Below are 26408 nucleotides of genomic sequence, written 5' to 3' on the forward strand. Positions count from 1 at the left end.
TCCCGTTCATAATCTCTCCCCTCCCCAATTTATGTAAGCGTTATCAATTGAACTTGTAATTCAGACTATACAGAGCCCTCTTTTCCGGCAACCTTCATTTTTTGCTTACATACTGGGCGAGGCCACAAAGCCCGCTATGACGCCACTTTCGCTTCTATTTGGACATTTCGCATTGTACTCCATTGCACATTTTTGCAGCCTTATCCTTCTTTGTTTTCATTCTTCTCAACAAGAAAAACCGGAATCCGATGGTTCGGATCCCGGTGAGACGGCAAGGTGGTACACAGGTCATTTACCAAACCACTGATCCCGATACTGGCTTGGCGTTACCCCCTCCTGTTTTTTGAAGATGCGATTAAAATAACTGTGCTGATAGCCAACAGCAGCTGCGATGTCATTAATTTTCATCGTTGTCTCACGCAGCAGCTGTTTGGCCGCCTCCATTCGGACCTTTGTCAAATAATCAATAAAGTTCATGCCCGATACTTGCTTGAAGGCTTTGCTAAGGGCATAGGGAGTCATCTGTTCTGCATCTGCGCAGCCTTCCAGTGAGATTTCGTTACGATAATGCTCATCCATATACAGCATCGTCCGTTCCACCACCTGTTTCAGCGGCTCCTGCGATCGCAGCTCGATTTCCTGTATATAGGGCACCAGCACCTTACTCATCATCCACTGCTTCATCTGTGCAGGTTCGCGAATTGCAGACAATCGTTCGTACATATTGCTGCCTCCGAACAGCTTATAAGGTGTTACCCCCGTCTGAAGCATCATATGCTGAACACTTCCGAGCAGCTGCAGCATCATCTGCTGCACCTGAAACTCGGTACTGCCCGTCCGGGCGATTTCACCCATAAACTGTTCCAGCACCCGATCCGCTTCCTCCTGCTTACCGAGCCTGATTGCCTGAATCATCTCACGTTCCAAGCCCAGCGGATAAGCTGCTTCTTCCGCTCTGCGAAAACACTGCTCATCTTCCAGATCGAGTATCTGACTCCCTTCCTCTATGCTGCGATAAGCAACCGCCTGTTCCATCTCAACAAAGATGCCGGGCAGCTCATGCAAGGAATCTGTGGAGTGACTAATCATGACCGTGACATTCATTTTAAGCGTCTTCCCGATAACCTCTACCAGCTCCTGACCCCAGAGCAATGCCTGCGGCTTGAGCTGTTCATCCTTCGGTGCGATGACAAGCATGGCTGATGATAGGTCATGAAAGTTCATCATACTGACTTGGTTAAAATAGCTTTTGGCCACCTCTTCAATGATGTTTACAGCTGCAAAGGTCACCAGGCCGGTATCCTGGCTTCCAAATCGTCCCTGCAGCCGGGCATAACCCGTAAAATACATTTGCAGCAGCAAAAACTGCTGGCCCTCCACTTCGAATCCGAGATTCTTCATGCGCTTCTGGAGGTCTTCCTCGTTGTAGGCATATAAGTGTCCTTGAACCAGCTGCAATACAAAGCTGTCACGCAAATGAGGCAGCTGCTCCTGCAATTGACGGTGTGCGGTAAGACTCCGGGAAGTCAGCTCATTCCACTGCTGTTCCAGCAGCTGGAATTCGTCCAGCCTCGGATTGGCCTGAGCCTCATGTTTGCCTGGTGTCAGAAGATGAAGCATTCTCGCCACAGGGGAGTAAATCCGCCGTGAAGCAAGCCAGGATAACATGAGCCCCAGCAGCAGGCTGCCTGCGCTCGCAATGACAATAATTTTGGATACCAGTTTCACCGGTGATGTCACAGAAGTCAGCGGTGCAGCGGAGACATAAGTCCATTCGGAATCAATTCGGCTTAAGGAGCCGTAGGATACGGAGTAGGTCTGATCTTCATATTTGAACAAAAAAGACGTGCTGTCAGCATGCTGTGCAACCTCTTCCTTAAGCTGCTGTTCAAAGGCTGAATTCTGCTGGCCCCCTCCCGGATTACCGGTGACCAGCGTATTGCCTTCCTGATCCATAAGAAAGGTTAGACCTTCGTCATAAGGAGTAAGCGTTTTCAACAAACTGGCGACTTTTTCGTTGTCCAGGGTAATGATGAGTGCACCGAACGGATTATTATGTTCACCCGGGATTTTATGTACCAGAACCAGCGCGTTGCCTGCATCGGTATGCAGCAGACTGCTATTCATGGCAGCTGCTGGTTGAATGCTTCCGCTGGATACCCAGTCTGTCCAGTACACATGATTGCCCATGGCTAGGTAACGGTCATAGGCTTTTATTTTCGCATCATCTAATAATTCGTTATACTCCCGGTTAAACAGGATCGGCTTCGGTTCCTGCAAATACAGCTGTGCAGACTTAATCAGGGGATGTGACCCTTCCAGTACATATAATGTGGTGACGATCTCCTGCGTTTCATTAAAATAATAGACAAAGTCCAGGGTTCGCAGTGCATTGCCAAACCTTGGCTCAAAGGCCCAATGCGACAGGGTCATCTCCAGGTAGGCCAGCTGGTCGTCCACATTGCGTGCCCGATTCTCGATCTGGCTTTGATGCATGCGATTGAATTCATTTTCCATTCTGCCAACAACCAGCTGGTACATCACGATACCTGTAATCAATCCGGGGATGCTGGCAATGAGCAAAATAATCATCAGACTATTCCGGTAAAAACGTCCTTTGTGGCGTCCAGACGTGAACCCTGGGAAACGCGCCAATCGACCTGGCGGTCTCTCTCTTTTAGTCGTTTCCATCATCATTCACCTGCCTGCTTGCATGTGGTCTGACTATCATGGGAACTTCCCCAACTCCCCTGCTGAGAAAATATGGATGAAATCCGTTTCCTGTATTATACTCACAATTTCCGGCGGAATGGAACGATACACAGCCGATCATTTTTTAACCAATGTTTTATTAAGATGCCAAAATGGATTACAATAGGATAAAGCAAAACATGAAGGAGGCTTTTTTAATGAAAGAACAGACTTATTTTCAGGAGAATAGAGAAAAACATCTGGCAGAACTGAATGAATGGCTGTCCATTCCCAGCATTTCGGCCATTTCGGCTCATAAAGAGGATATTAACCGTGCTGCACAATGGGCGGCAGATGCACTGACACGTGCAGGCATGGAAAATGTAGAGGTTATTCAAACCGCTGGACATCCGATTGTCTATGCAGACCACCTGCATGCTCCTGGCAAACCAACAGCACTGATCTATGGACACTATGATGTACAACCTGTCGATCCGCTTAACCTATGGGAAACGCCTCCCTTCGAACCTACTGTTCGGGACGGAAAACTGTTCGCACGTGGAGCGACAGATGACAAAGGACAGATCTTCTTACATATCAAAGCCGTAGAAGCCCTGCTGGCTGAAAACAAGGAACTTCCGGTTAACGTGAAGTTCTGCATCGAAGGCGAAGAGGAAATCTCCAGCCCGAACCTGCCGATCTATCTGAATGATAATACGGACAAGCTTCGTGCAGACATGGTATTGATCTCCGATACTTCCCTGCTCGAAAAAGGAAAACCGGCGATCTCCACAGGCCTGCGCGGTCTTTGCTCGCTCGAGGTAGATCTGAATACGGCCAACACCGACCTGCACTCCGGCTCCTTCGGCGGCGGTGTACCGAACGCACTGCATGCGCTCGTATCCCTGCTCGCTTCACTGCATGATGAGCAAGGCCGCGTGAGCGTGGATGGTTTCTATGATGGCGTTCTCCCCCTCTCTCCGGAAATGAGAGAAGAGTTCGTGAAGCAAGGCTTCAATGAAGAGCAGCTTCGCCAGGATCTTGGACTGGAGCAATTGTATGGCGAGGAAGGCTACTCGTTCGTGGAACGTGTTGGCGCACGCCCAACACTGGAGCTGAACGGTGTATGGGGCGGCTTCCAGGGTGAAGGTACCAAAACCGTCATCCCAAAAGAGGCTCATGCCAAAATTACCTGCCGCCTAGTTGCCGACCAAGACCCGCAACAGGTGCTGGATCGCATTGAAGCACACCTGCGTGCACACGTACAGCCAGGTGCCACGCTGCATGTGAAACAAATCGAGAAAGCCTTTGCGTTCAATACCGATCCGACCGATCCGATCCTTCAAAAAGCGGCTGACGCTTACGAGCAGGTGTATGGCGTTCGTGCCCTGTTTACCAAAGATGGCGGTTCCATCCCGATCGTTGAGAAGCTCTCCCGTGTTCTCGGCGTTCCTGCCGTGATGATGGGCTTTGGTTTGCCGGACGAGAACCTGCACGCACCAAATGAACACTTCAACCTGGAGAACTTTGATAAAGGGTTGTTGACGATTGTACAATTCTTGAAGAGCTTGTAAGTTGAAAAACTCGTTACACGAGGACACTACGCAGGGAGAACAAGCTTCCGATCGCTGTTATCCCCGGATTTCTTTGATTCCCTTTGTTAAAGGGAGAAATCCCGGTGATAAACACGAACGCTCCGCTTCTTCAGCTTTTTTCTCCCCGCTCCGTTAATCGTGTAAATAGTTATCCAACTTAAGTATAGATAGAGGAATAACAAATAAAAGCGATGGCCCTAACGGCTGTCGCTTTTATTTGAGTCGATTTCGTTCCCTTCACTACTTTTGCAGCAATTGCCCAAACTTATCTTACGATTGAGGCCACCTTTACATGTGGATAGAGGTTAAGTGCAATTTAAAAAGAAGAGTGTCCCGTCTGTTTTATGACGGGACACTCTTTTTGTCGTTGAATTAGTAGCGCGAGGTTAGAAGTTAATGTTTAATCTGACACCTGGACCATTTAACGAACTGAGCGGGCGTTATTAGACTGATTACTTTGAAATGGTTGGTTTAACGAATTAGAGACGTGTTATTCCCTGCTGTGGACGTATCTCGAATAGGTAAACGTTGTATTAACGTGACTGATGTTCGTTAACTCTGGCATTCTGTACGAAACCTTGCGTTAAGGTGGCATGGATTCGTTAGACTGTTGTAATACAAAAGAGAGACTCCCCTTGAGGGAAGTCTCTCTTGGTTTACATCACTTATGTTCTAAACGTCGTAAATCTTAGCTTGTGCACCATCTGCGTCAGATGGGTAATCTCCTGCTGAACATTGGACGTATCCGTCCCCGCCATCGCCTGATTGGCCCGCAGTGTTCTACGGGTATTCAGCATGCCATCGATCAATTTCATGACGGTGTTTCGTCCACGATGATCGACAATCATATATTTTTTGCGTGCATCCAGCTCTACCCATACGATATTGCGGAATGAGTTAAACAGGTGTCTGCGGTACTGCTCCATATCGGCTTCATTGTAATGCTCACCATAAAAGGCATAATATCCGTGCACGTGCAGTTTTTCCGCCAGCTCTGTGAGGAATGGATCGAACTCGAGCATAGCGTTACGTTCCATGTTTCACGCCTCCGTTATGCGTGATCCGCAGATCCCGTCTTTTTTTGAGACTATTTTAACACATTACTCACCCGATTGCCTCTCCAGCGGAAAACCGTCATGCTTCTGATCTTACTCCTGAAAGTTCTGTTCCTTACCATACACCCTAACCGCCAATCATTCTGCCTTTAACCCATACACCCTCAATACCCAATTCCTGGTTAAGCAAAACGATATCTGCCTGTTTCCCTGCAGCCAGGGAACCGGTGCGATGGTCGATTCCGAGCAGGCGTGCCGGGGTGAGACTGGCTGCGCGAGATGCAGCGCTCAGGCTCATGCCCACGTCTTGTACCAGATAGCGGAAGCCACGAATCATCGTCAGTGTGCTTCCCGCTAGTGCGCCGCCGTCCTTTAATCTGGCTACGCCTTCCTTCACGATCACGGGCAGGTCGCCGATTTTGTATTCCCCGTCTTCCAGTCCGGCAGCCGACATGGCATCTGTGATCAGCACGAGCTGATCGTCAGACTGCTTCAGCTGGGCAAGGATGGAGATCGCCGCAGGGTGCACATGAATGCCATCAGCAATCACTTCAGCACTGATTCTTGGATCACTCAGCACGGCTCCCGCGGCTCCGGGATTACGATGATGCAGCGGAGTCATTGCATTGTACGTATGTACCGCGTGATGCAGCCCGGCTTCAACCGCTCGCTCCACCTCTTCGTAGGTCGCATCCGTATGACCGAGTGCCGCCGTAATTCGCTGCTCACACAGCCACGCAATGACTTCAAGTGCCCCTTCCCGTTCCGGCGCCAGCGTAACTTGGCGAATCAGGCCGGGGTACTCTTTTTCCCACGCTTCCAGCCAGGATACATTGGGCAGTACAATATGCTCCGGATTCTGCGCACCAGGCCATTTTGGACTAAAGAACGGTCCTTCCAGATGCACCCCCTCAAGCTGGGCGTATGGCATGGGCTTGGAACGATAACGGTCCACTTCAGCGAGCACCCGATCCAGTCTGTCCTTCGGAGCAGTCATGGATGTTGCAAGCATGGCAGTCGTACCCTGCGTACTGTGAAATGAAGTAATCTTGTCCAACACTTCTTGGCTCGCATCCATGAAATCCTCTCCATAGCCACCGTGGACATGGATATCAATAAACCCGGGGACGATAACGCCCCCATCGGGTACAGACACGGAGACCGCCTGATTACGAATAGATGCCGGCAGACCTTCCGGTGACCCGGCATATATGATTTTCCCTTCGGTCCAGGCGAGCAGGCCATCCTGCGCCAGACCTTCAGGCAGTACCATTTTACCGCGAAGAAGATAAATGGGGCTGCCGCTCTCTTTTTCCAAATGGGCTATGCCTTTATCGTTCATTTGACCAACCTCCCGGCAGCACGATCCAGCAGGACAACCACATTTGGATGGCATTGCAGCAAGGACGCAGGACACTGGGTTGTGATCGGCCCCATGAAGGCTTCGCGAATGATTTCGGCCTTTTCCTCACCGCGGGCGATCAGCAAAATTTGTTTGGCTTTCAGAATCGTACCTACACCCATCGTTATGGCCTGAGCAGGGACTTCATCGATACTTGCAAAAAAACGGGCATTGGCCTTGCGAGTCTCTTCTTTCAGATCCACCACATGCGTGCGTCCGGTCAACTCATTCCCCGGTTCGTTAAAGCCAATGTGTCCATTATGTCCGATACCCAGCAGCTGAAGATCTACAGGTCCCAGGTCATCCAGCCGCTGTTCATACATGGCACATTCCTGGTCCAGGTCGGCTGCTTGCCCGTTTGGTACATGCGTTTTCGCCAGATCGATATCAATATGATGAAAGAGCTGCTCATTCATGAAGCTGCGATAGCTCTCCTGATGCTCCACCGGAAGCCCGACATACTCATCCAGATTGAAGGAAGAAGCCTGCGCGAAGCTCACCAGACCCTTCTGATACAAGCTAATGAGCTGTTTATAAATGCCCACCGGAGAACTTCCCGTTGCGAGTCCGAGCACAGCCCGTGGTTTCGTTTGCAGCAAGCTGGCAATCAGGCCAGCACCTGTAGCATTAAGGTCTTCTTCATTTTCAAAAATACGTATATTCATCTCACGCACCTCCATGTTTTTGAACTCGATAGGACTGCACATTGTGATACGATTGTTCCAGTTTGGGGATAAAGCGGTCAAAATCGGCACTCATCATGCCTGTGAACAAAATATCAATGACATGCAGCAGCGCAATCCGGGAAGCCATATCTCCCCGTCTCATGCCCTCTTCCAGTGAAGACGTAAATAAAGGAATATCGGATACGCCGGCCAGCTTGTTGTTACCGTAGGAAGTAAGTGAGATTGTTGCAGCTCCCGCCTGTTTGGCGCAATGCAGGGCATCGATGGTCTCTGGCGTTTCCCCCGAGTAGGACACGGCCATGGCCACATCTCCTTCACTTAGCGAGGAAGCTGACGTAATCTGCATATGTGAATCCGAAAAGGCCGTACAGCTTTTGCCAATTCGCACGAGTTTCTGATAGAAATCCTGTGTCACGATGGATGAGGTCGCAACACCGTACAGGTCAATGCGACGAGCATGGCATAATAGCTGAACTGCATGCTCCAATCTGCCCAAATCCAGCAGCCGGGTGGTATCCGCAATGGAGGCAAGGTGGTTGGCTTCGATGGCCTCCACAATTTTGGACAACGGATTGCCTGCCAAGATATCCTGATAAGCCGTTTTGTCCGTCGAATGAGACAGCTCTGCGGCCAGCTTCATTTTGAAATCCGGGAAACCCTTGAAGTGAAAGGACTTACAGAAGCGGGTGACCGTTGCTGGACTGGTTCCGCTTTGTTCAGCAAGATAATTAATCGTCCAGCCGGGGATATCCGACGGAGATTGCAAAATAACCTCTGCAATCCGCCGTTCCTGCGATGGAAGTCCATCCAGCTCTTGCTGTAACGCATGTATGATGGCTGCCATAAGTCTTCTCCTCTGAAAATAATTTTTATATTTTTAAAATAAATAAAGAAAATAATTTTTATAATTTCATTTTAATCAAGCTCCATCTGCAAATCAAGGGAATTTACTCCATGTTCAAAATGAAAGTTTACATCAATGCTTCTTGAAGCAGACAAGACATAAGGCTTATAGTAAAGATGAATGCAGTCTATGGATCAACGAAGGAGCACCCTCAAGTGAATCAACGACAACAACAAAAGATGATCCCTTCCTCCTGGATTATTGCTGTCAAGCAAAGCGGTGGTCGGGACTATTATGCCCTGTATGCAGTCGACTGGAAACGTGGCGGAAGAATGAGCTGGGAAGGTTGGGACCGCCTGGAGGATTTGTTGCAGTTTCATATTCCGGTCAGGCGAAAAGCGGGAGGTCGGAAGTCTGCTTCGCAACCAGCTGCCAAAATCGCCAAAAAGGCGCTCTATCTACATCTGGATGAGGCCCGGTACGAGGCGTTTGAGCAGCTCTTTTATCAACCTTTTTCGAAGAGCTCATGGAGATTGTTTATTCGAGAAAACAGCCTTATGTAGGGAGTTCATTTCTTTTCAGGATATAACAAAAAAAGCCTCTCCCTAATCCGATTAAGAACAGGGAAAGACTTTGAAATGAAACCAAATATACTTCATTCCATTCCGTTAACTCATCTTATACATTGTGTGGCAAGGCTATCTTGTCTCCAATCAATAAACTACTCCAGACCATCATACCGCTTCAAAAACTCACTGGCCAGGCTACTTTCTGTCATCAATATAACCGATTGATTCTCCAGTTCTTCAGCCTCATCATCATCGGTCATGGACATGAAGAACGTAATGTCTGCTTTTGATTGTCCGTACCGGGCAAAAACTTCATTCGGTGTTTCACTCACAACCTTGGCAATAATATTAATCATCTCATCCTTATAATGCTGAACATCTTCCGTTGCATACAACAATCGGCTAATATGATTAAAATGTGTATCTTCGCCATACTGATATTCGGAGCAGCCCCATCGATAGTAGATTTCGTCCTGCTCACTGTCAGACAGTCCTTCTTCTTTCATCCTGGCAATATGCCTCGCTAGCGATTCCTCCGTATTTGCCGCCATAAACAGGGTAATCCAGTCACTGTCTGTTCCAAATGCGCAAGCATATACTTTTTCATCCTGCATCTCTTGCAGCGTTTGCTCCAGATCGGGAAGAAAGCCGGCTCTAAACTTGTCCTCAAATTCCTTTAAGAAGTGATTCATTTTTCTTTCCTCTCATTTCTTATGTAATCATGATCTATAAGCTTATTATGGTTGATTTTAACAATTGGAACAAGCTGCTATTTTCGTGACCTTGTTTGTCACTTATGCTTGCTTCCCTCGGCTAAAAAGCAAAAAAGCCTTGCCCCATTCTTCATCATTTAAAGAATAGAGAAAGGCTTTCATGCTGCTTCAACTTCCTAACTGTTATTCGCGTCAGATCTTCAGTTCTCCGAGCTTAATCAGCTCTACAACTGCTTGCGAACGACCCTTAACATTGAGTTTCTGCATCACATTCGAAATATGGTTACGCACCGTTTTCTCGCTGATGAATAACTGCCCTGCGATGTCACGCGTCGTTTTGTCCTGAACCAGCAATTCGAATACTTCGCGTTCACGGTGGGTCAACAAAAATTTGCTTTTATGATCGATACCCTTCAATGTTCACCCCTCCTTGCTCGGGTTGTGTTGGTGTAACAAGGTTAAGGGGATACAGTCAACTCATCTTATGTCAGGTCAAGGGCGATGGTTCAGTTTTATGAAAAAAATGGGCAGTCATTTGTTGATCCTTCGTAATGGAAGATACACACCGTTATGTAGTTCTGCTTTTTCTTAGATGTTGCGATAAAAAAATATGCCTTTGCCACTGATGTACCCATCAGCGCAAAGGCATATTTGTTTAGCTGTTCTACCGACGATTAGGATTCATAATGCCATCATTATTGTTGTTGTTGCGGTTCATCATGCCATCGCCGAGGATTCCATCACGACGCTGATCCATGGCATTCGTAGGGAAGATGCGCTCAACCATGGACTGGAACGTGTCGATCATACCGCTAACCGGCTTGCCGTTACGAATATCGTCGGCATATGTCTGCACATGATCAACGAAATCCGGGTTTGCCGATACATAGACATTCTCCACGTTTGGAGCAAATTGCTTGATTTTTGCAGCAACTTTTCCTTTGATCTCTTCAGAAGTATTATCATCCGAGCTGTCCTGGCGTTGCCCTACGCCTTGCCCTTCACTTTGCATTCCGTAATGACCATCACTCATGGTGCGTTCTCTGCCCGTGTTCGTGAGCCCACGCATCATGCCGAAGGTTCCGGTACCCATCGTTCCGTAAATGCTGCGGTCATTCCCCATATGGCTGCGGTCTGTAGCGGAACCGGTGTTCAACCCTGGCGCAATACCGCTCGTCGTGTACGGAGACATCGTTCCGTCGCCTGCATGCACACGCATACCACCCAGATCCTGATTCATGCTCTCGCTGCGCATGGTTCCGCTCGCACGATTACGCAGGTTACCATTCATTGTGCTGTTGCGACCACCGTTACCGTTACCATTCGCCTGGCTATCCATCTTGCCGGCATGACCATCTGTCAAACGGACAGCAACATATGCATTGCGATCGGTTAACAGTACATTGGCCGACTTGATCTCTTTCATTTCGGTAATGCGTTTTGCCAGTTCATCACTGGATTTCAGGTCAGTGACATTGTGCATGCGATAACTCTTGGCACGAATGCCATCCATTCCATTGGTCTCCACACCATAACGGTTGAGCCCTCGAACTTCCTGACCCGCATTATTGGTTTGCATATTGTTGTTATCCCGGCCATCACCACACCCTGTCAGTCCGGCCATTACAAAAATTGCAGTAGACAATGATAAGCTGATTGCTTTCGCCTTTTTGGCTGCTGGCATGTCTCATCCTCCAATGTGTATGGTTTAGGTCACAAGGATAGGATGCGCTTCTGGTGGACCCGATATGCTGAAAGGATATGGAACCTGTCCTGCACAACAAAAGAGCGGCGTCAGCACGTTATGTGCGACACCGCTTCTTTCCAAAAATAGCATATGGGTTTGGTTTACCTAAACCGGTTATATTCACATTTCCAAGACTACTTAGCGGATGAGGTTGAATCTTCACTTCCACTTCCTGCATCCGTCGATACGTCAGCTGCTTTCACCGTATCAGGAAATTTCTCCGCATCCTGCAAGGCATCTGCCTGAAGGGAATATGCCCACTGACCATCAGGTGTAATCACGTAAATGATACCGGGTTCCGATGCAACGGTAAGCCCCCGGTAGACGTCGGTTACATTCTCTCCATTTACCTTCTGCTCAACAGAAAGTGTGAATCGTGGCACAGCATCCTTGAGCTCGGAAGCTTTGCGAACGTCGTCCGCAGTGGAGAGATTTTTAATTTTGCCGATGAGGGATACGGCTTCCGTGGATTCAACCGTCTCACCATTTAGCGTCCATGTCCGCTCGGCCGCACCGTCTTCCGATGCCGACTTCAATACCCATGTCGCTGCTTCTCCTTCCCAGTCCAGAGAAGCTACATTCGTATCATCGAGATTAAACGGTGTCGTATCGAGCAGATCATGCCTTGTCAGCTCCATATTGCTGATCGACTCAGACTGCACAGCAACAATGGGCCCGGAATTCACCTGCACATAACGGGCGTCATCTGCCGGAAGCTGTCCGCCGATCTTTAATGTGATGTCACGGCTGTCCTTGGTTTTGATATCCAGACGGGAAGCAGTCGAACCCAGTCCATACTTCTCCAGATCCGTCGGCGTCTCTTCCACAACCAATTCCTGTTCTGCTCCACTTAGCGCGTCAAGCCAGCTGCTGATCGTGTAACCGTTAAGCGGATACCCTTTGGGTTCCACCATGCTCCACACACCGTCTTTCAGCTCCAATTGAGCAGATACAGAGGAAGAAGCCTCGCCTTCCGTCTTAACTGTACTCGGGTCATGAATGGTGATTGACTGGATATCATCAGACTGAATGCCAAGCAGCTGGACCTTCACCGCTTCTTCTTCGCGAAAATAATTCTGATTGGCCGCATAAATCCAGCCCACAATCAGTACCAACACGACCAGAATCGTCGGAATCCATTTCTTCATACGCGTCTGCGCCTCCACCATAAGAATACACCTATGATAACAAAGATAAGCGGGAAACCCACAATCGCAACGAAGAAAATCGTTCTGGCCTGCTCACCATTCAGGTAAGCCACTTCATAACCAGCCTGCACCCGCGGGCGAATGGTTAACCCTTCCTCTTTTTCACTTAAATAATTGATGGTATTCAAAATGAAGTCACGGTTGCCGCCATTCCCGATTTCCGAATCCTGCATGAAGATGGAAGATCCAAGAATCACGGCTTTTGGTTTGCCTTCGGTTGTATCTGCTGCATATCCTAGCTCGACAGGTCCCTGGATATCCTGATCCGGATCATTCTCTGTTTCGTTTTGCAGCAAGCCTTCAATATTCTTCTCGCCGTAACTATCATCCGAAGATTGAATGAGAGGCGACAGTGCATATTTCTCCTGTTCCTTGCTTGTCAGGGCAATGGACAGGGATAACATCGGATACAACTGACTTGCGGACAGTTTATCTGTAATGGCATGTGTACCGTATTCGGGTACAACCCATAGCGGCCCCATCGTGCCGGCCTGCTGGTTGTCCACCATCACGGCATGCTCATCAACCACTCCATAATCGGACATGAGCTTGTCGATATTTTTCCAGCTGGATTTCATATCCTCCACAAAACCAAGGGACAGCATCAGCTTGCCACCATTGCTCAGATAGGTTCGAATGGCTTTTAATTCAGCATCACTGAGATCACGCTGCGGGCCAATGATGGCGAGTACGTCCGCATCTTCGGGAACCACTCCGGCCTGATTGAGCTGCAGTTCTTCTGTTGCAATGTTGTTTTGCTCCAGGGACGAACGAAGTGTGGTCAACTGATCCAGACCAAGTTCCTCATGCCCTGTCAGGAATACCATTTTCTTCTTTTCGGTGGAAGACAGATTCATCAGAGCCTGCGTTAATTTTTCCTCCCCCGTGAACTGGTATGACCCATCACTGCCATCCCCGACTGCTGTAAACAGACTGGCGATATCAATCACTTTATATTGATCCCCCTGCTCCAGGACGATGGAACTGCCTGTGACGCCGTATTTGGAGGCCAGCGTTGGTTCCTGTGTCAGATTATACTGTTCCATCTTCAGCTTGCTGTTTCGCTTGGTATACTCTTGAACCATGTCCGTCACTTCGCGATTCAAGACGGTATTGTTGGCGTTCTCCACCGTTAATACCTTAATGCTCACATCATTCTTTACATTTTTGATCGCGGTCAGTGACTGGTCAGATAAGGTGTATTGTTTGTTTGCCGTCAGATCCAGCTGGAATCCGCCAAGTGAATTCAGAAACAGCGTAAGTAAAATAAAAATGCCGATGACCGCTACAGACAGCACCGTACTATTCGTATGACTTAACCATTTTTTCATCTTCTCACCTCCACCGCTTCCGTTCCACGATTTGAATGCTCAGTAGCAGAAATATGCCCGATAACGTCACATAATACAAGATATCCGGTCCACTGAGCACACCCTTCGTGAAGCTGTCAAAACGGTTCGTCAGCGCAAATGGATCAAGCCAGTTCTGCAGCGCAGAACCGGTATTGCCTGCGAATGAATCAAGCATCCACAATACGAGCAAAATAATAAAACCGGCCACCGCAGACACCATCTGATGCTGAGATAATGTAGAAGCAAACAATCCGATCGCCATCATACTGCCGCCCAGGAAGAAGAGTCCCAGCGCCGACAGCCAAACCGAAGTCACATCCAACGTTCCAAAGAACGACATGATGAACGGATAGACCAGACTGCACAGAATTAGCACGATCAGAATGGCCAGAGAGGCCAGATACTTACCAAATATAACTTCCGTTACCCGCGCCGGGGAGGTGAGCAGCAGCTCATCTGTACCCTGCCTGAATTCCTCAGCAACCAGTCTCATGGTTAATAAAGGCACCACAAACAGCAGCATGGATAAGGTATCACCGAGCACAAGGCGATAATCCACAATACTGGGCTGGTAATACACGAAACTGGAGTAAAATAATAAACTTGTCATCAGCACATAGACCGCGAAGGCGAAATAGGATGTGGGTGACAAAAAATACGCCTGAAGTTCCTTATTGCAAATAGCCATCATTCGTCTCATTTGGATTCCTCCTCTGTTGGCGAATCCGCAGAGTCTTCACTAACCAGGTCAGGTGTACCTTTATCAGATGACTCATTGTCTAGTTCCGTTGTAGTCAGCTTCAGGAAGATCTGCTCCAGACTGAGATTTTCCTTCTTCATTTCCAGGATAGGCAGACCCGCTCCAGATAAAAGATAAAACAGCTCTTCCCGGAAATCTTCGGATGATTCTCCGGTAAGCAGCATTTTAACCGTGTCCTGCTGCTCCGTACCGCGATTTCCATCCGTTGGTTGTATGACTTCACTCCGCACCTTCTCCCAAGGTGTGAGCAAGTTATGTAGCTGCTGCTCGGTTGCCTTAACTTCAATGGACACCTTAAACTGATCACCCATCGAAGAACCAAAGTGCTGTGGTGAACCGTCGAGTACGAGCTGTCCCTGGTTAATAATCAACATCCGGTTACATAGCGTGCTCACTTCAGGCAAAATATGCGTACTGAGCAGCACCGTATGATTTTCGCCGAGTTCCCGGATCAGATCACGAATCTCCATAATCTGATTCGGGTCCAGCCCCGATGTAGGTTCATCAAGGACGAGCAGATCAGGCTTGTGGATAATGGCTCCCGCCAGTCCCAGACGCTGTTTATAACCTTTGGATAGTCCACGCACCAGTTGTTTTTCCCGTTCCTGAAGCCCCAGCCTGCTGACCATCTCACTGACCCGCAGTTTAATCTCGCGTGCCGGAACATCCCTCAGGTTCGCGACGAATTTCAAATAGGACTGAACCGTCATGTCCGGATATAGCGGCGGTGTTTCCGGAAGATAACCGATTTTGGAACGAACAGCTCTGCCCTGATCATGCACAGATTGTCCATCAACCACAATCGAACCGGCGGTGGGTTGCAGGTAACCGGTGATCATGCGCATCGTTGTCGTTTTACCGGCACCATTGGGCCCCAGAAAACCAACAATCTCACCGCGCTCCATTGTGAAATCCAGTTGATGCACGCCGCGCCGTCCATCATACACTTTGCTGACCTGTTTCACTTCGAGCACATCATTCATCCTTTCCCGTTAAAATACCCGTGTGCCATCAAGCAATCCAGATGGTCTACACGGGAAGTTCCTTGTATCTTACGGGGTCTATCCTAAATCCAGCTTAATGACACTTAAAAGAAAGATTAAAAATATATGTCCAAAATGTGAACAACTTGGGTTTCACCCACACCCTGTGCATTGGGGAAACGTACCATACAGTACAGGAGTCAGCATTTTGCATCATTCGATTTCACTCGCTCCAAGGGACAATATTATAGACGAATAGGACCATTTCGATCTATATATTGAGGATTGGAAGTCGCTTATTGGATTTATGCAAAATGCTCAGGAGTATGAGATCCTGCACAAAAGTCAGAGGGTGAACCGTGTGAAAGTATTATTCACGTTTTTTGTACCAAGCGGTGGCGTGGATACCTTGAACCGATTGCGGACAGCAGTTCTGCAACGTCATGGCATTGAAGCGCATCTATTGTACCTTTATACAGGATCGGGTTTGCAGAACAGCACCGGCACTCCGGTCTTCACCGCGTCCAATGATGAAGAAATACGTTTTTTGATTCACAGCCAGCGTTATGACGCCATTATTGTGACTTCGGATATTTCCATGCCTGGTAGATTGAGAGGAATCGGCTATACAGGACGAATTATATTTGAAGCCCAGGGTCTCGGAACGAGAGATCAGGCACTGGAAACGATCCAGATGGCAATTCCTTACCTCCAGGCACATTGTGACGCTGCTGTTCTGCCTCCTACCGATCACTTGCTGGATATGTTTATTCATATCTGCCCTTGGCTGCACCGGTTTGTTATCCCCAATATGCTGGACACCGATACGTTTGCTCCAGTTCCCGTAGACACTCCACCCTACCCCGTTCTGGCTTGGGTCGGGCGGCTGGAACACAACAAAAACTGGCGAGAATACTTGAGCATATCCAGCCAAATCATCAAAAAAATTCCCAAAGCCAGACTATGGCTGTTTCATGATCCCAGCTTGGCCAATCCCGAAGACGAAGTGATGTTCCGTCATATGCTGGCTGAATATGGTTTGGAGGACCGCATCGGCATCTTTGTCAATGTTCCTCACTCGCAGATGCCTACGTTCTATTCCATGATTGCAGCTTCTGGAGGAATCATGCTCTCGACATCCCTTCTTGAAGGGTTTGGTTATGCGGTTGCCGAAGCCATCAGCTGCGGCTGCCCGGTACTCAGCACCGATTCGGATGGTGTACGTTCGTTCATAACCCATAACAAGACAGGCAAATTCTATCCTCTGGGCAATGTAAATGCAGCAGTAGATGAAGCGGTCGAACTCATGCGTAACCAAAAGTTGCGTAAATATATCCGTGAACAGGGCAGAGAGCATATGACAGCCTCTTTCTCTCCGGATCGGTACGCTATTTCCTTCCGGGAAATGATGACCGCCCTGAGCATCTTCTCATGAGCAATGCAAAAAGGCAGTTCAGAACATATCTGAACTGCCTCGGATTAAAGAGATTAAGCACCTATCCATTCAATAGGATGCTCCATTAGTGCCCCATCATCATGGCTGGATCAGGTTCATCCCCGCTCTGGAGCGTTTCTACCTGCATTCGTTTTGGTTTACGGAGGATAAGACTCAGTAAACAACCGAACAATGCAATACACGCGGCCAGGAAAAACGTGTCGTTGAAACCAGACACGAGACCCTTAATGACAGATGCAACGTCCGTACCACTTGTATTGATCGCAATTCGGGAAGTCAGGAACCCGGTCAAACCAGCAACCGCAAAAGATACAACGACTTGTTGCGCAGCAGCGGTAAGCGGTGTGACCCGACCAACCAATTTGCGCGGAGCAGCGTTTAGCACATGCGTATTCAGCGGCATCATGGATAGACCCATACCGAGTCCCATCATCACGAGACTAAGAATAATTAGACCCAGACCCGTCTCGGATGTAATGGAAGACAGGATAAAGAGTGCCCCCGAGATGATACCCAGACCCACGAATGCGAGGGGTCTCGCCCCGATTCTATCAAACAAACGGCCACCAAGCGGCATGCCTACACCGGATGCCAAGGCTTGTGGTAGTAGGATTAACCCTGTTTCCAAAGCTGTGTAGCCTTTGATCTGCTGCAGGTAGAGCGGAATCAAAATCATGGCCCCAAACAAAGCGATTTGTGAAACCCACGCCAAAATAATGCCTCGTGTGAAATCAGAAGATTTGAAGACCCGCAGTTCCAGCAATGGATTTTGGTGACGCAGCTCCACAATGATGAACAGGATCAACGCTACTCCTCCAACGATTACACCTGTCAGTGTTGAAGTGGAGGTCCAGCTTGTGCCTCCCTCACTTACACCATAGGCGAGCATAGAGAATGCGATCGGTGCGAGAATCATGCCAAGCAGGTCAAGCGCGGGTGTTCTTCCACGGTCCGTATCAGGCAGAAATTTGATACATAGAATAAAAGCAGCAATACCTATTGGCAGATTGATCAGAAAGATCCAGTGCCAGCTGAGGGACTGAATAAACCAGCCGGACAATACCGGTCCTAGCGCAGGAGCCAGCAGCATTGGAATCCCGAGCATGCCCATAATGGAACCCCTTCTTTCGGGTGGAGCCAGACGAAAAACCATAGCCATCCCAATAGGAGCCACCATTCCTCCGCCAAGACCCTGAATAACCCGATACACAATCAATTGCTCGGGAGACTGTGCAATCGAGCATAATACCGATCCGAGAGTAAACATGGCTATTGTGAACAGAAAGACTCTTTTGGCACCGAAACGATCCGTGAGCCATCCGGCTAATGGGATAACTGCAGATAAAGCCAAGGTATAACCCGTTACGGTCCATTGGATTGTCTTCAGATCCGTCTCGAAGTACTGTACCAGATTCGGAATGGCAACGTTCACGACCGTACTGTCCAGAATGACCATAATCATACCAACGATGATGGCTAAGAGCGGAAGAATAATCGTTTTGATCGAGAACTCCTCCGGATTCTGGTTAACTGCTGTTTGTTGTTTCATTGACCACTCTCTTTTCCGGCTTGGAGGAATTTCCCCTCACGTACAGCCTTATAATCATGACAGATTCAAACATTTGTTTTAAACCGTCGTTTTAAACTTTTGTTTTAACCATGGTTTTATTTTAATGAAAATACCTTTGCTGTCAAGCTATTTTCTTATGTAAAATGAAGTATAAGCAAACATAGAAAAGGGAACAGGCTCTTCCCTGCTCCACCGATTTGGCTAGTTTTCCATCATACGTTTTGCCTAACTAATCAGCCAGCTTAATCATCTGGTGTTCAGAGAGCACACCCAGCGTCTGCCCACAAGCGCTTCTGCAGTACACCCGCACCGCCAGATGATAGGGCCTGCTTTTGTTGCTGATAATTCGCAGTTCCCACATGGAGGATGAAACGTCCAGGTTATGAATGATGTGGTTACGGCTGCTACCGGTTGACTCAGCTCCAATATGAAAGATATGCCGATATAATTCTCCATTGGTTGGGCTGATCCCGCCCACATATACATCCGCCCCGTCGTCCCCTACAAATGCGACCTCCACATCTACGTACTTAATCGGAACAGCCGTTTGAAGCATGCCCTCATGGATTTCCATTATATATGCCCCCACACTTGTGCCTCCTTCTGCTGTGTACGACCTGGTAATAGTTTATGCTGCCCTACATCCTATGCCAGTTGTATTCACCCATTTTTGACAGATGTACCTTCCTGCCCGGCCTTTGGCACAGCTTCTCTCATAGAATAGAAGGATAGCAGAACCGCCTGTGCAGGCCGTGACAAGGAGGTACTTATGAAAGTTCTGCTCGTTACCTACTGGGAGCTTACACATATGGGAGGTGTCTGGACCTATGTAAAACAGCTCGCTGACAGGTTGATGGCACTTGGCGTCGAAGTCGATATTATGGGAACAAACGGCGCGAAAAATGAGGTTTACATCCGTAACCTGAATCGGACCTTTTCCAAAGAAAACGTATGGCCTATGCTGCAAGCCAAGCTCAATCCAACCGCTCTGCCGCAATTCACAGCCGACTCTCTTTTGGCGTACTACGAACTGAACCGATATGCATTTGAAATGGCTGCTGCCTGTCTGGGTGTAGATCAGTACGATATCATTCACGCACAGGATCCCGTTGCAGCGGTGGCGATGAAACGGATTCTGAAGAATAACACCCCCCTGATAACCAGCTATCACGGTGCACTTGCACGAGAAGCCTTTTATGATGAGCAGAATTCCAATCCGCAGCTCACTCTTCCAGCGTATTTGCAGTCCAGACGCGGACGCTATTTCCTCTCATTGGAGCAGCGCAGCGCCGCACAGTCCGAGCTGATTCTGGTCTCCAGCCGCTGGATCAAGAGTACACTGACATCACTGCAGGTTCCTGAAGAGAAGTTCCGCCTTATTCCTTATGCAGTCGACCTTCCTGCCTACCGCGCTCAGGCCGCGGTCAAGTTCCGTCAGCGCCCGCCGTCAGGCAAAAAAGTCATTGCCTTCACAGGCAGACTGGAGTTTATCAAAGGCGTTCATGTTCTGATCAAGGCTTTGGCCAGCCTGAAACAAGTACGTTCCGATTGGGTCTGCTGGATTGCGGGAGAAGGCAATCTGATGGAAGACCTGCGTTCCCAAGCCAAAGATCTTGGCGTCGGAGAAGACATCGTATTCTGGGGCAAATTGGACAACATCCCTTCGTTCCTGCGCCGTGCCGATATTTATGTACAGCCCAGCCTGCAGGACACGCAGCCCTTCTCGGTTACGGAAGCCCAGCTAGCGGGACTCCCCGTCATCGTAAGCGGTACGGCAGGTATGCCAGAGATGGTAGAGCCTGCACATACCGGTTGGGTCGTTCCCCCGCAGGATGTGGATTCCCTGAGCGCACTATTGAACGCCCTGTTGCAGGATGACGCCACTCGTCTGCGGGTTGGTGCACAGGCTAAGGCTTGGGCAGAGAAGCACCGCTCCCTAGAGGAAATGGGTATGCGCACACTACAGGTGTATCAGGAAGCAATTCAAAAAGGAGGGCACCCGATATGACCCTGCTCGTACCGAGTGATTTATATAATGGCTGGTTTTCCGTCCCTGTCTCTACCCCCCACATTGAAGTGAGTTACGAGATTATGAATGCCTTGGTAGAAACACTCCCCAAGGAGTATACCCTGCCTGATCCGGAGGCAATGGCTATTATGTGCTCTAATGATTGATCATATTGGGAATGCTGACCCTCTTGCTGCAAGAGGGTTATTTCCATTGAAAGACGATCTAAATCATGCAAAAAGCAAAAAGAGAGCATCCCACTGGTCCACAACTCAGGAGAACCAGAAGAATTGCCCTCTCTTTACGTGCTTTTTATCTTTCAAACGTCGGATTGTACCCATAATTACTGCCAATAACCGCCGATCTGAAGCAAATTCAGCAAAATGGGCCGATGTTTGGCCTGAACCATTTCCATCTCGGCTTTTAAGGCCTCAAAGTGTTTTTTGGTTCCCATTGAATCATGAACCCGGTAACACATCAAAGGCTCGTTGAAATAAAAAAGCTCATAGACCGGAAATAATCTCAGCCACATCTCATAGTCATGGGTATAGCGGAACTCGGTGTCAAACATGCCGAACTTCCGAAATGCATCCATCTCCAGCATCACGGTACAGCCGTTAATGGGACAGCCTTCGAGCAGCACCTGCAGCATTTCGAGACGGCTGCCTACTTCCGGCCGCACCGTATCCATCCATTCACTGTTTTCATTCACATAGTGGTAGGCTCCATGACAGAACGATGCCTTAACTTTCAGCATAAATTTCAGCTGTTTTTCCACACGGTCCAGCAGCATTACGTCATCCGAGCTGAGCCAGACGAAATAGTCCCCCGACGAACGCTTGATCCCTTCATTCAGAGCTGTAGCCGTCCCCCCATTCTCCTTTCGAACATAAATAATTCGATCCATAAATGGTTTCAGCTTCTCCACGTGCTTCGTAGAGCCGTCATCCACCACGATAACCTCGATATGAGGATATGTCTGGTTCAGAGCACTGTGAACAGCCTGCTCAATATAAGCACAGTTGTAAAACGGGATGACAATTGAAACTTTGGGTTCCATTCGGGCCTCCCCTTTCCTCGCCTGTCTCTATAAAACTCCTACCCTTATCATATGATGGAACTGCCTCCGATTCGCAGGCATCTGTGAGGGAAAGATTAAGAATTACGCATGAGCGGATACATAGAAAGAGGGTATTATGGCGACTTGCTCCCATAAACCCTCAATCCCTTCATAAGGCTCAACCACCCATGGCAGCAATTCGCTGCAGCAAAGGTTCACGATATCTGGACCAGACCATGGAGGCTTCCCTGCCAATCGTCTCCGCATGACGCACCGACCCCATCCCGCCGTGCCAGCGATATGCCGTAAGGGGTTCATTCAGGTATGGAAAACGATATCCATTCAGCAGGATACGCAGCCAGAGATCCAGATCATGCGTATATGGAAGCAGCTCATCGAAGAGGCCTACAGCTCCGAACAGATCCTTGCGGATCATGACGGTACAACCATTGACAGGATTGCCACCCACAAAACGGCGCAGCCATTCAACGTCAGCCATCGGTTCTGCTCCACCATGCAGCTTGGTAACCGCCGAATGTTCATTGATGTAATGAAAGTTGGTATGTGAGGCAAGCACATTTTCCCGCTGCATGAACTCGACCTGGTAACGTATTTTATCCGGATAGAGAAGATCATCCGAGCTTAGCCAGACCACATAATCACCCGAAGCATGACGAATGCCGTGATTAAGAGCCGAGGCTGTGCCGCCGTTGCTTTTGCCAAGCACATAGATATGAGGCAGGTAAGGCTGGAGAAGCTCCGCATACCTTGTCGAGCCGTCGTCCACCACAATGATCTCCACGTTGGTATACGTCTGGTTTATCGCGCTTTGAATCGCCTGCTGCACATAAGGGCAATTGTAGAATGGAATGACCACGGATACTTTTGGATTCATTTGGCCCCTCCCCCTTGCTTCCGAACATCGCTCAGAATATCCTGAAGGGATTGGGCAAATGGAATCTGAGGCTGCCATCCCAGTTTACGCAGCAGCGATAGTTCCTCCTCCTTGCCAGCCCCATCCGGTCCAGAAGAGGCTCCGTCCCAGCGGACAGGCACTTCTGCCTCTGACATGGAGAGCAAGGTATCCGCGATTTCGCCCAGACTGCGCTCTGTCCCGGAAACCACCGGATAGACAGTTCCCGTAGTTCCATGCACAAGAAGTGTGGCATAGGCTCTGACCGCATCCCGTACATCCAGGAAATCCCGTGTATTATCCCGCCCGGATAGACGAAAAGCTTCGCGTTTGCCCTCTTGCTCACAGGCAACCACATGCCTTGCGAGCAGCGAACAGATCCCTGTGGAAGGACCAGCCCCGATCAAATTCCCCGGCTCAGCCAGCATGATCTGCTGCCCAAACAGGGACATCCATGACAATGACACCATTTCTTCCAGCGCCTTGCTGAGACTGTAAGGATGAGGAGGCTCTGGTTTTCGGCCTGGTTCGACGGTGTATTTCAACCGGGATCCCACGATAACTGTCCGTGCTGATGGACAGCTTCGAAGAGCATCCAGTAAATACAGGACAGCCATCACATTCGTTTCCAGTACAAGCAGCGGGTCCGACCAAGAGTCAGGGACTGAGTTTTTCCCTGCGAGATGCAGCGCGTAATCCGGCTGCACCTCATCAATCAGTTGACGCACCTGCTGTTTATCATTAAGATCACACACATGTACAGCTACGCCTTCACCAAACGAATGCACGCCTGCTCGCCGGACCACGGCGGCAACCTTAGCACCGATGCTCTTAAAATATGCTACAGCATGCCGTCCGGTAAAACCGGAGGCACCTGTAATCAACACCTTCTTGCCCGTTAGCTCTGCTCCATCCATAATGCCAGCTCCTTCAGCATCGTAGAATAATCCGGAAGGTCTGTCTTCACATCCTCGCGTGTGGAAACGAGGGTGCGATCCTGCACAAGACTGTCATCAGGCACAATATTCACATCTTGCTTATTCCAGGTCTGCTGGAAAAGAAGCAGCAGATCGTGCTTGCTAACCGGTTCAGGATGCGCCAGATGAATCAGGCCGCTGACAGGTGACGCCAGATAATGATCCACCCATTTTGCCAGCTCCAGTGTAGTTACACCGTTCCAGAACACACGCGTATATCCACCCACTTCACCTGTGCGTGACATAAACCAATGCATCAGTCCGATGCCGCCCTTCCGGATTTCCGGCCCAATTATGGAGGTGCGGATCGTAAGGTGCCCTGGATCATGAACCTCACCCAGTGCCTTGGTAATCGCGTAGGATGATGTCCCATCCGTAACATCATTCTCCGTATAGGAACCACGGTCCCCGCTGAAGACACAGTCCGTGCTGATATGAATGAGTCGGGCACCAATGGTGTCGGCCACCCTCCGCAAACGATGCGGAAGGAAGCCGTTAATGTGATAAGCGGTAATTTTATCTTCATCTGCGAAGCTGTTCAGCACACCAACAGCATTAACGATAACGTCCGGGTGCACAGCCTCCACCAGACGATCCACCATATAGCTGTCATTTACATCCAGCAGCAGACCGTTCGGGTCAGACACATCCCGCGTGGTGTAGAAGACACTGTGCAGACCTTGACGGCGGAAATAGTCGACCATAACATGGCCGGCCATTCCGTTTCCCCCAAGTATCAGGAGCTTCATGACAGGAATCCTCCGCGTTTCAGAATGTCGCGAATCTCCTCTTTCGTCATCAACTGATGTTCTGAACTGAAGCTGCTAAAGGAAACCGGAGGGCAGTTCGTGTAATGCTCACGCAATCCCGGTATGCCGAGTGTAGGGAGAATGACCAGATATTGTTCGTCGTAAACAACCGTTGTCATGCTCTCGAATTCACTCATCAGAATTTCATGAATTTTCTCACCAGGCCGGGTACCACGTTCCACAATGGCCACGTTCTCTACGCCGGAATCCTCTATCAGCACTTCTGCAAGGTCCACAATTTTGCACGTAGGCATCGTCATGACAAAAATCTCACCGCCTACACTCTCCACGGAAGCCTTGAACAGCAATGTGATGGCATCCTTCAGTGTGAGGAAGAAACGGGTCATATTCATATCCGTGATGGATACTTGACCTTTCTGACGAATCTGGTTCTTGAAGAGATGCACAACGCTGCCGTTGGTGCCAAGTACATTGCCGCCCCGTACAGTCACAAATCGGGTATTGCTGTGCAGCAAATTCGCATATACGATTAATTTCTCGCCGATCGCCTTGGTCATGCCATAGAAATTGGATGGGTTGGCCGCCTTGTCAGTCGAGATATAAATGACCTTTTCAACATGGTTTTCGATGGCAGCCTCAATCACGTTCTGGGTACCAATCACGTTGGTTTTAAGTGCTTCATAAGGCTGATCTTCACATACCGGCACATGTTTGAGCGCCGCCAGATGGAATACATAGTCCACTTGCTGGCAAGCCGCCGTTAATGCTTCCTTGTCACGAATATCCCCAATTCGGAAGTGAAGACGAGGATCCTCGAACTCGCGGCTCATGGCCACTTGGCTTGATTCATTACGGGAGTAAACGATAATTTCCTTTGGATTTTGGGGCAGCAGTTGGGCCACGAGTTCATACCCCCATGATCCAGTACCGCCTGTCACGAGTATACGTTTATTTTCAAACATGTAGTTTCCCTCCAAGCAGAAATTTGACCACTTTACCGGATACATCTGTTGCCTTGTAACCTTGCGGGCATTCCCAGTCACTTGCCATCTCCGTCATGACCTTCACACATCCCGCAATGCGGGCTGCATCCAGACCGGAGACTACGTTGCTGCCGCAGTCCACCGTCTCCGGACGTTCGGTTGTGCGCCGCATGGTGACTGTGGGTACACCCATGATGCAGCATTCTTCCTGAACGGTACCGCTGTCCGTCAGTGCACAGCGTGCATGACGTTCCAACATGACGAAGTCAAAAAATCCGAACGGTTCGTGGAATTCCACAAGCGGATTCATCTCCAGCTGCAAATGTTCTGCGATACGGATGGCCGTTCGGGGATGGATGCTGCAGATCACCCGCAGGCCGTGTTCTTCCGCTACCTGGTTCAGTCCTTTCATGATCTCCAGCAGATGAGGCGGATGATCTACATTTTCTGCCCGGTGGGCGGTTACCAAAAAGTACTGCCCGGACTTGAGCTTGAGCTTTTTCAGTATTTTGCTGGCGTTCACCTGGGCGTCATAATGACGCATGACTTCATAGATCGGATTGCCCGTGAGCACAATTCGCCGACTGGGCACACCTTCATTAACTAGGTGCTTCTTGCTTTGTTCGGTATACGGCATATTAATGGTCGATATGGCATCTATGACTTTTCGATTTTTCTCTTCAGGTACATCCAGATCGAAGCATCGATTGCCTGCCTCCATATGGATGACCGGAATCCCCATGCGCTCAGCCAGCACGGCACAGAGTGCGCTGTTGGTATCACCCAGCAGCAGCACTTTGTCCGGCTTTTCCTGAAGCAGCAGATCTTCCATTTGAGTAAACATGGAGGATAGCTGACGGCCCAAAGAGGCAGCTTCGTCCTGAAGGACGTAGTCTGGCGCCCGCAGGCCCATCTCCTTGAAAAACTGACCGCTGAGACTTTCCGTGAAGTTCTGTCCTGTGTGCACAAGAATATGCTTGGACGCGTACTGGTCCAGCTTGGAAATGATCAGGCTGAGCCGGATAATCTCTGGTCTCGTGCCCAGCACCGTCATGATCTTCATCGT

At 49.2% G+C, this 26408-nt stretch carries 25 protein-coding genes; 5 read left to right on the top strand and 20 right to left on the bottom strand.

What is annotated here, in order from left to right:
• Nucleotides 1-288 precede the first annotated feature (288 nt).
• The gene (locus AC3RCI_RS23430; RefSeq protein ID WP_492526643.1) at nt 289-2697 is read right to left on the bottom strand and encodes a helix-turn-helix domain-containing protein; all 2409 of its coding nucleotides are present in this window, start codon (nt 2695-2697) and stop codon (nt 289-291) included.
• A 212-nt stretch (nt 2698-2909) separates the two neighbouring features.
• Between AC3RCI_RS23430 and AC3RCI_RS23435 the strand changes: the two genes are divergently transcribed.
• Nucleotides 2910-4265: a dipeptidase gene (locus AC3RCI_RS23435; RefSeq protein WP_336782825.1), complete on the top strand. Its 1356-nt coding sequence runs from the start codon at nt 2910-2912 to the stop codon at nt 4263-4265.
• 686 nt (nt 4266-4951) lie between these two features.
• Here AC3RCI_RS23435 and AC3RCI_RS23440 read toward each other — a convergent pair.
• From AC3RCI_RS23440 to AC3RCI_RS23455, 4 genes are all read right to left on the bottom strand, one after another.
• Complete coding sequence (locus AC3RCI_RS23440; protein ID WP_336782827.1) at nt 4952-5323, bottom strand: hypothetical protein; 372 nt, start codon at nt 5321-5323, stop codon at nt 4952-4954.
• Between the two features lie 145 nt (nt 5324-5468).
• Nucleotides 5469-6683, bottom strand: a complete 1215-nt coding sequence (nagA, locus tag AC3RCI_RS23445) for an N-acetylglucosamine-6-phosphate deacetylase (protein WP_492526645.1) — start codon at nt 6681-6683, stop codon at nt 5469-5471.
• Nucleotides 6680-7408, bottom strand: coding sequence for a glucosamine-6-phosphate deaminase (nagB, locus tag AC3RCI_RS23450; protein WP_492471961.1), 729 nt, complete (start codon nt 7406-7408; stop codon nt 6680-6682). Before nagB ends, nagA begins: the two co-directional genes overlap by 4 nt.
• 1 nt (nt 7409) lies before the next feature.
• Nucleotides 7410-8273, bottom strand: coding sequence for a MurR/RpiR family transcriptional regulator (locus AC3RCI_RS23455; protein WP_492526647.1), 864 nt, complete (start codon nt 8271-8273; stop codon nt 7410-7412).
• Nucleotides 8274-8488: 215 nt separating this feature from the next.
• On the opposite strand from AC3RCI_RS23455, the gene AC3RCI_RS23460 reads away from it, so the two are divergent.
• Nucleotides 8489-8836 carry a hypothetical protein gene (locus tag AC3RCI_RS23460; protein WP_336782836.1) on the top strand — a complete coding sequence of 116 codons (348 nt, stop codon included), beginning with the start codon at nt 8489-8491 and terminating at the stop codon, nt 8834-8836.
• Nucleotides 8837-8994: 158 nt separating this feature from the next.
• On the opposite strand, the gene AC3RCI_RS23465 is transcribed toward AC3RCI_RS23460, so the two are convergent.
• The 7 genes from AC3RCI_RS23465 to AC3RCI_RS23495 form a co-directional block, all read right to left on the bottom strand.
• Nucleotides 8995-9534 carry a DUF4303 domain-containing protein gene (locus tag AC3RCI_RS23465; protein ID WP_492526649.1) on the bottom strand — a complete coding sequence of 180 codons (540 nt, stop codon included), beginning with the start codon at nt 9532-9534 and terminating at the stop codon, nt 8995-8997.
• Nucleotides 9535-9747: 213 nt separating this feature from the next.
• Complete coding sequence (locus AC3RCI_RS23470) at nt 9748-9972, bottom strand: helix-turn-helix domain-containing protein (protein WP_017692532.1); 225 nt, start codon at nt 9970-9972, stop codon at nt 9748-9750.
• A gap of 247 nt (nt 9973-10219) precedes the next feature.
• Entirely contained in the window at nt 10220-11239 is a 1020-nt protein-coding gene (locus tag AC3RCI_RS23475; protein ID WP_154896327.1) for a YhcN/YlaJ family sporulation lipoprotein, read from the bottom strand.
• Nucleotides 11240-11436: 197 nt separating this feature from the next.
• Nucleotides 11437-12450 carry a DUF4340 domain-containing protein gene (locus tag AC3RCI_RS23480; RefSeq protein WP_492526651.1) on the bottom strand — a complete coding sequence of 338 codons (1014 nt, stop codon included), beginning with the start codon at nt 12448-12450 and terminating at the stop codon, nt 11437-11439.
• Nucleotides 12447-13841, bottom strand: a complete 1395-nt coding sequence (locus tag AC3RCI_RS23485; protein ID WP_492526653.1) for a GldG family protein — start codon at nt 13839-13841, stop codon at nt 12447-12449. The genes AC3RCI_RS23480 and AC3RCI_RS23485 overlap by 4 nt, the downstream gene beginning before the upstream one ends.
• Nucleotides 13842-13845: 4 nt before the next feature.
• Entirely contained in the window at nt 13846-14562 is a 717-nt protein-coding gene (locus AC3RCI_RS23490) for an ABC transporter permease subunit (RefSeq protein ID WP_492526655.1), read from the bottom strand.
• The gene (locus AC3RCI_RS23495; RefSeq protein ID WP_261780109.1) at nt 14559-15596 is read right to left on the bottom strand and encodes an ABC transporter ATP-binding protein; all 1038 of its coding nucleotides are present in this window, start codon (nt 15594-15596) and stop codon (nt 14559-14561) included. The genes AC3RCI_RS23490 and AC3RCI_RS23495 overlap by 4 nt, the downstream gene beginning before the upstream one ends.
• Nucleotides 15597-15966: 370 nt before the next feature.
• Between AC3RCI_RS23495 and AC3RCI_RS23500 the strand changes: the two genes are divergently transcribed.
• Entirely contained in the window at nt 15967-17040 is a 1074-nt protein-coding gene (locus AC3RCI_RS23500) for a glycosyltransferase family 4 protein (RefSeq protein ID WP_492526656.1), read from the top strand.
• Between the two features lie 85 nt (nt 17041-17125).
• Here the strand turns inward: AC3RCI_RS23500 and AC3RCI_RS23505 are convergent, their stop codons facing one another.
• A complete protein-coding gene (locus tag AC3RCI_RS23505; protein WP_492526658.1) occupies nt 17126-18610 on the bottom strand; it encodes a DHA2 family efflux MFS transporter permease subunit in 1485 nt (494 codons plus the stop codon).
• A gap of 250 nt (nt 18611-18860) precedes the next feature.
• Nucleotides 18861-19220, bottom strand: coding sequence for a hypothetical protein (locus tag AC3RCI_RS23510; RefSeq protein ID WP_492526660.1), 360 nt, complete (start codon nt 19218-19220; stop codon nt 18861-18863).
• A 180-nt stretch (nt 19221-19400) separates the two neighbouring features.
• On the opposite strand from AC3RCI_RS23510, the gene AC3RCI_RS23515 reads away from it, so the two are divergent.
• Entirely contained in the window at nt 19401-20639 is a 1239-nt protein-coding gene (locus AC3RCI_RS23515) for a glycosyltransferase family 4 protein (RefSeq protein WP_492526662.1), read from the top strand.
• Complete coding sequence (locus AC3RCI_RS23520; protein WP_164764285.1) at nt 20636-20806, top strand: hypothetical protein; 171 nt, start codon at nt 20636-20638, stop codon at nt 20804-20806. Before AC3RCI_RS23515 ends, AC3RCI_RS23520 begins: the two co-directional genes overlap by 4 nt.
• Nucleotides 20807-20982: 176 nt before the next feature.
• On the opposite strand, the gene AC3RCI_RS23525 is transcribed toward AC3RCI_RS23520, so the two are convergent.
• The 6 genes from AC3RCI_RS23525 to wecB form a co-directional block, all read right to left on the bottom strand.
• Entirely contained in the window at nt 20983-21699 is a 717-nt protein-coding gene (locus AC3RCI_RS23525) for a glycosyltransferase (RefSeq protein WP_154896336.1), read from the bottom strand.
• 178 nt (nt 21700-21877) lie between these two features.
• Entirely contained in the window at nt 21878-22594 is a 717-nt protein-coding gene (locus tag AC3RCI_RS23530; protein ID WP_492471971.1) for a glycosyltransferase, read from the bottom strand.
• Nucleotides 22591-23529: an NAD-dependent epimerase/dehydratase family protein gene (locus AC3RCI_RS23535; RefSeq protein WP_492471972.1), complete on the bottom strand. Its 939-nt coding sequence runs from the start codon at nt 23527-23529 to the stop codon at nt 22591-22593. Before AC3RCI_RS23535 ends, AC3RCI_RS23530 begins: the two co-directional genes overlap by 4 nt.
• Nucleotides 23511-24338: a dTDP-4-dehydrorhamnose reductase family protein gene (locus AC3RCI_RS23540; protein ID WP_095291943.1), complete on the bottom strand. Its 828-nt coding sequence runs from the start codon at nt 24336-24338 to the stop codon at nt 23511-23513. The genes AC3RCI_RS23535 and AC3RCI_RS23540 overlap by 19 nt, the downstream gene beginning before the upstream one ends.
• On the bottom strand, nt 24335-25321 hold the full coding sequence (locus tag AC3RCI_RS23545) for a polysaccharide biosynthesis protein (RefSeq protein WP_095361348.1): 987 nt from the start codon (nt 25319-25321) through the stop codon (nt 24335-24337). Before AC3RCI_RS23545 ends, AC3RCI_RS23540 begins: the two co-directional genes overlap by 4 nt.
• The gene (gene wecB / locus AC3RCI_RS23550; protein ID WP_492526664.1) at nt 25314-26405 is read right to left on the bottom strand and encodes a non-hydrolyzing UDP-N-acetylglucosamine 2-epimerase; all 1092 of its coding nucleotides are present in this window, start codon (nt 26403-26405) and stop codon (nt 25314-25316) included. Before wecB ends, AC3RCI_RS23545 begins: the two co-directional genes overlap by 8 nt.
• Nucleotides 26406-26408: the final 3 nt, after the last annotated feature.

The sequence above is a fragment of the Paenibacillus sp. MT124 genome, assembly GCF_058792755.1.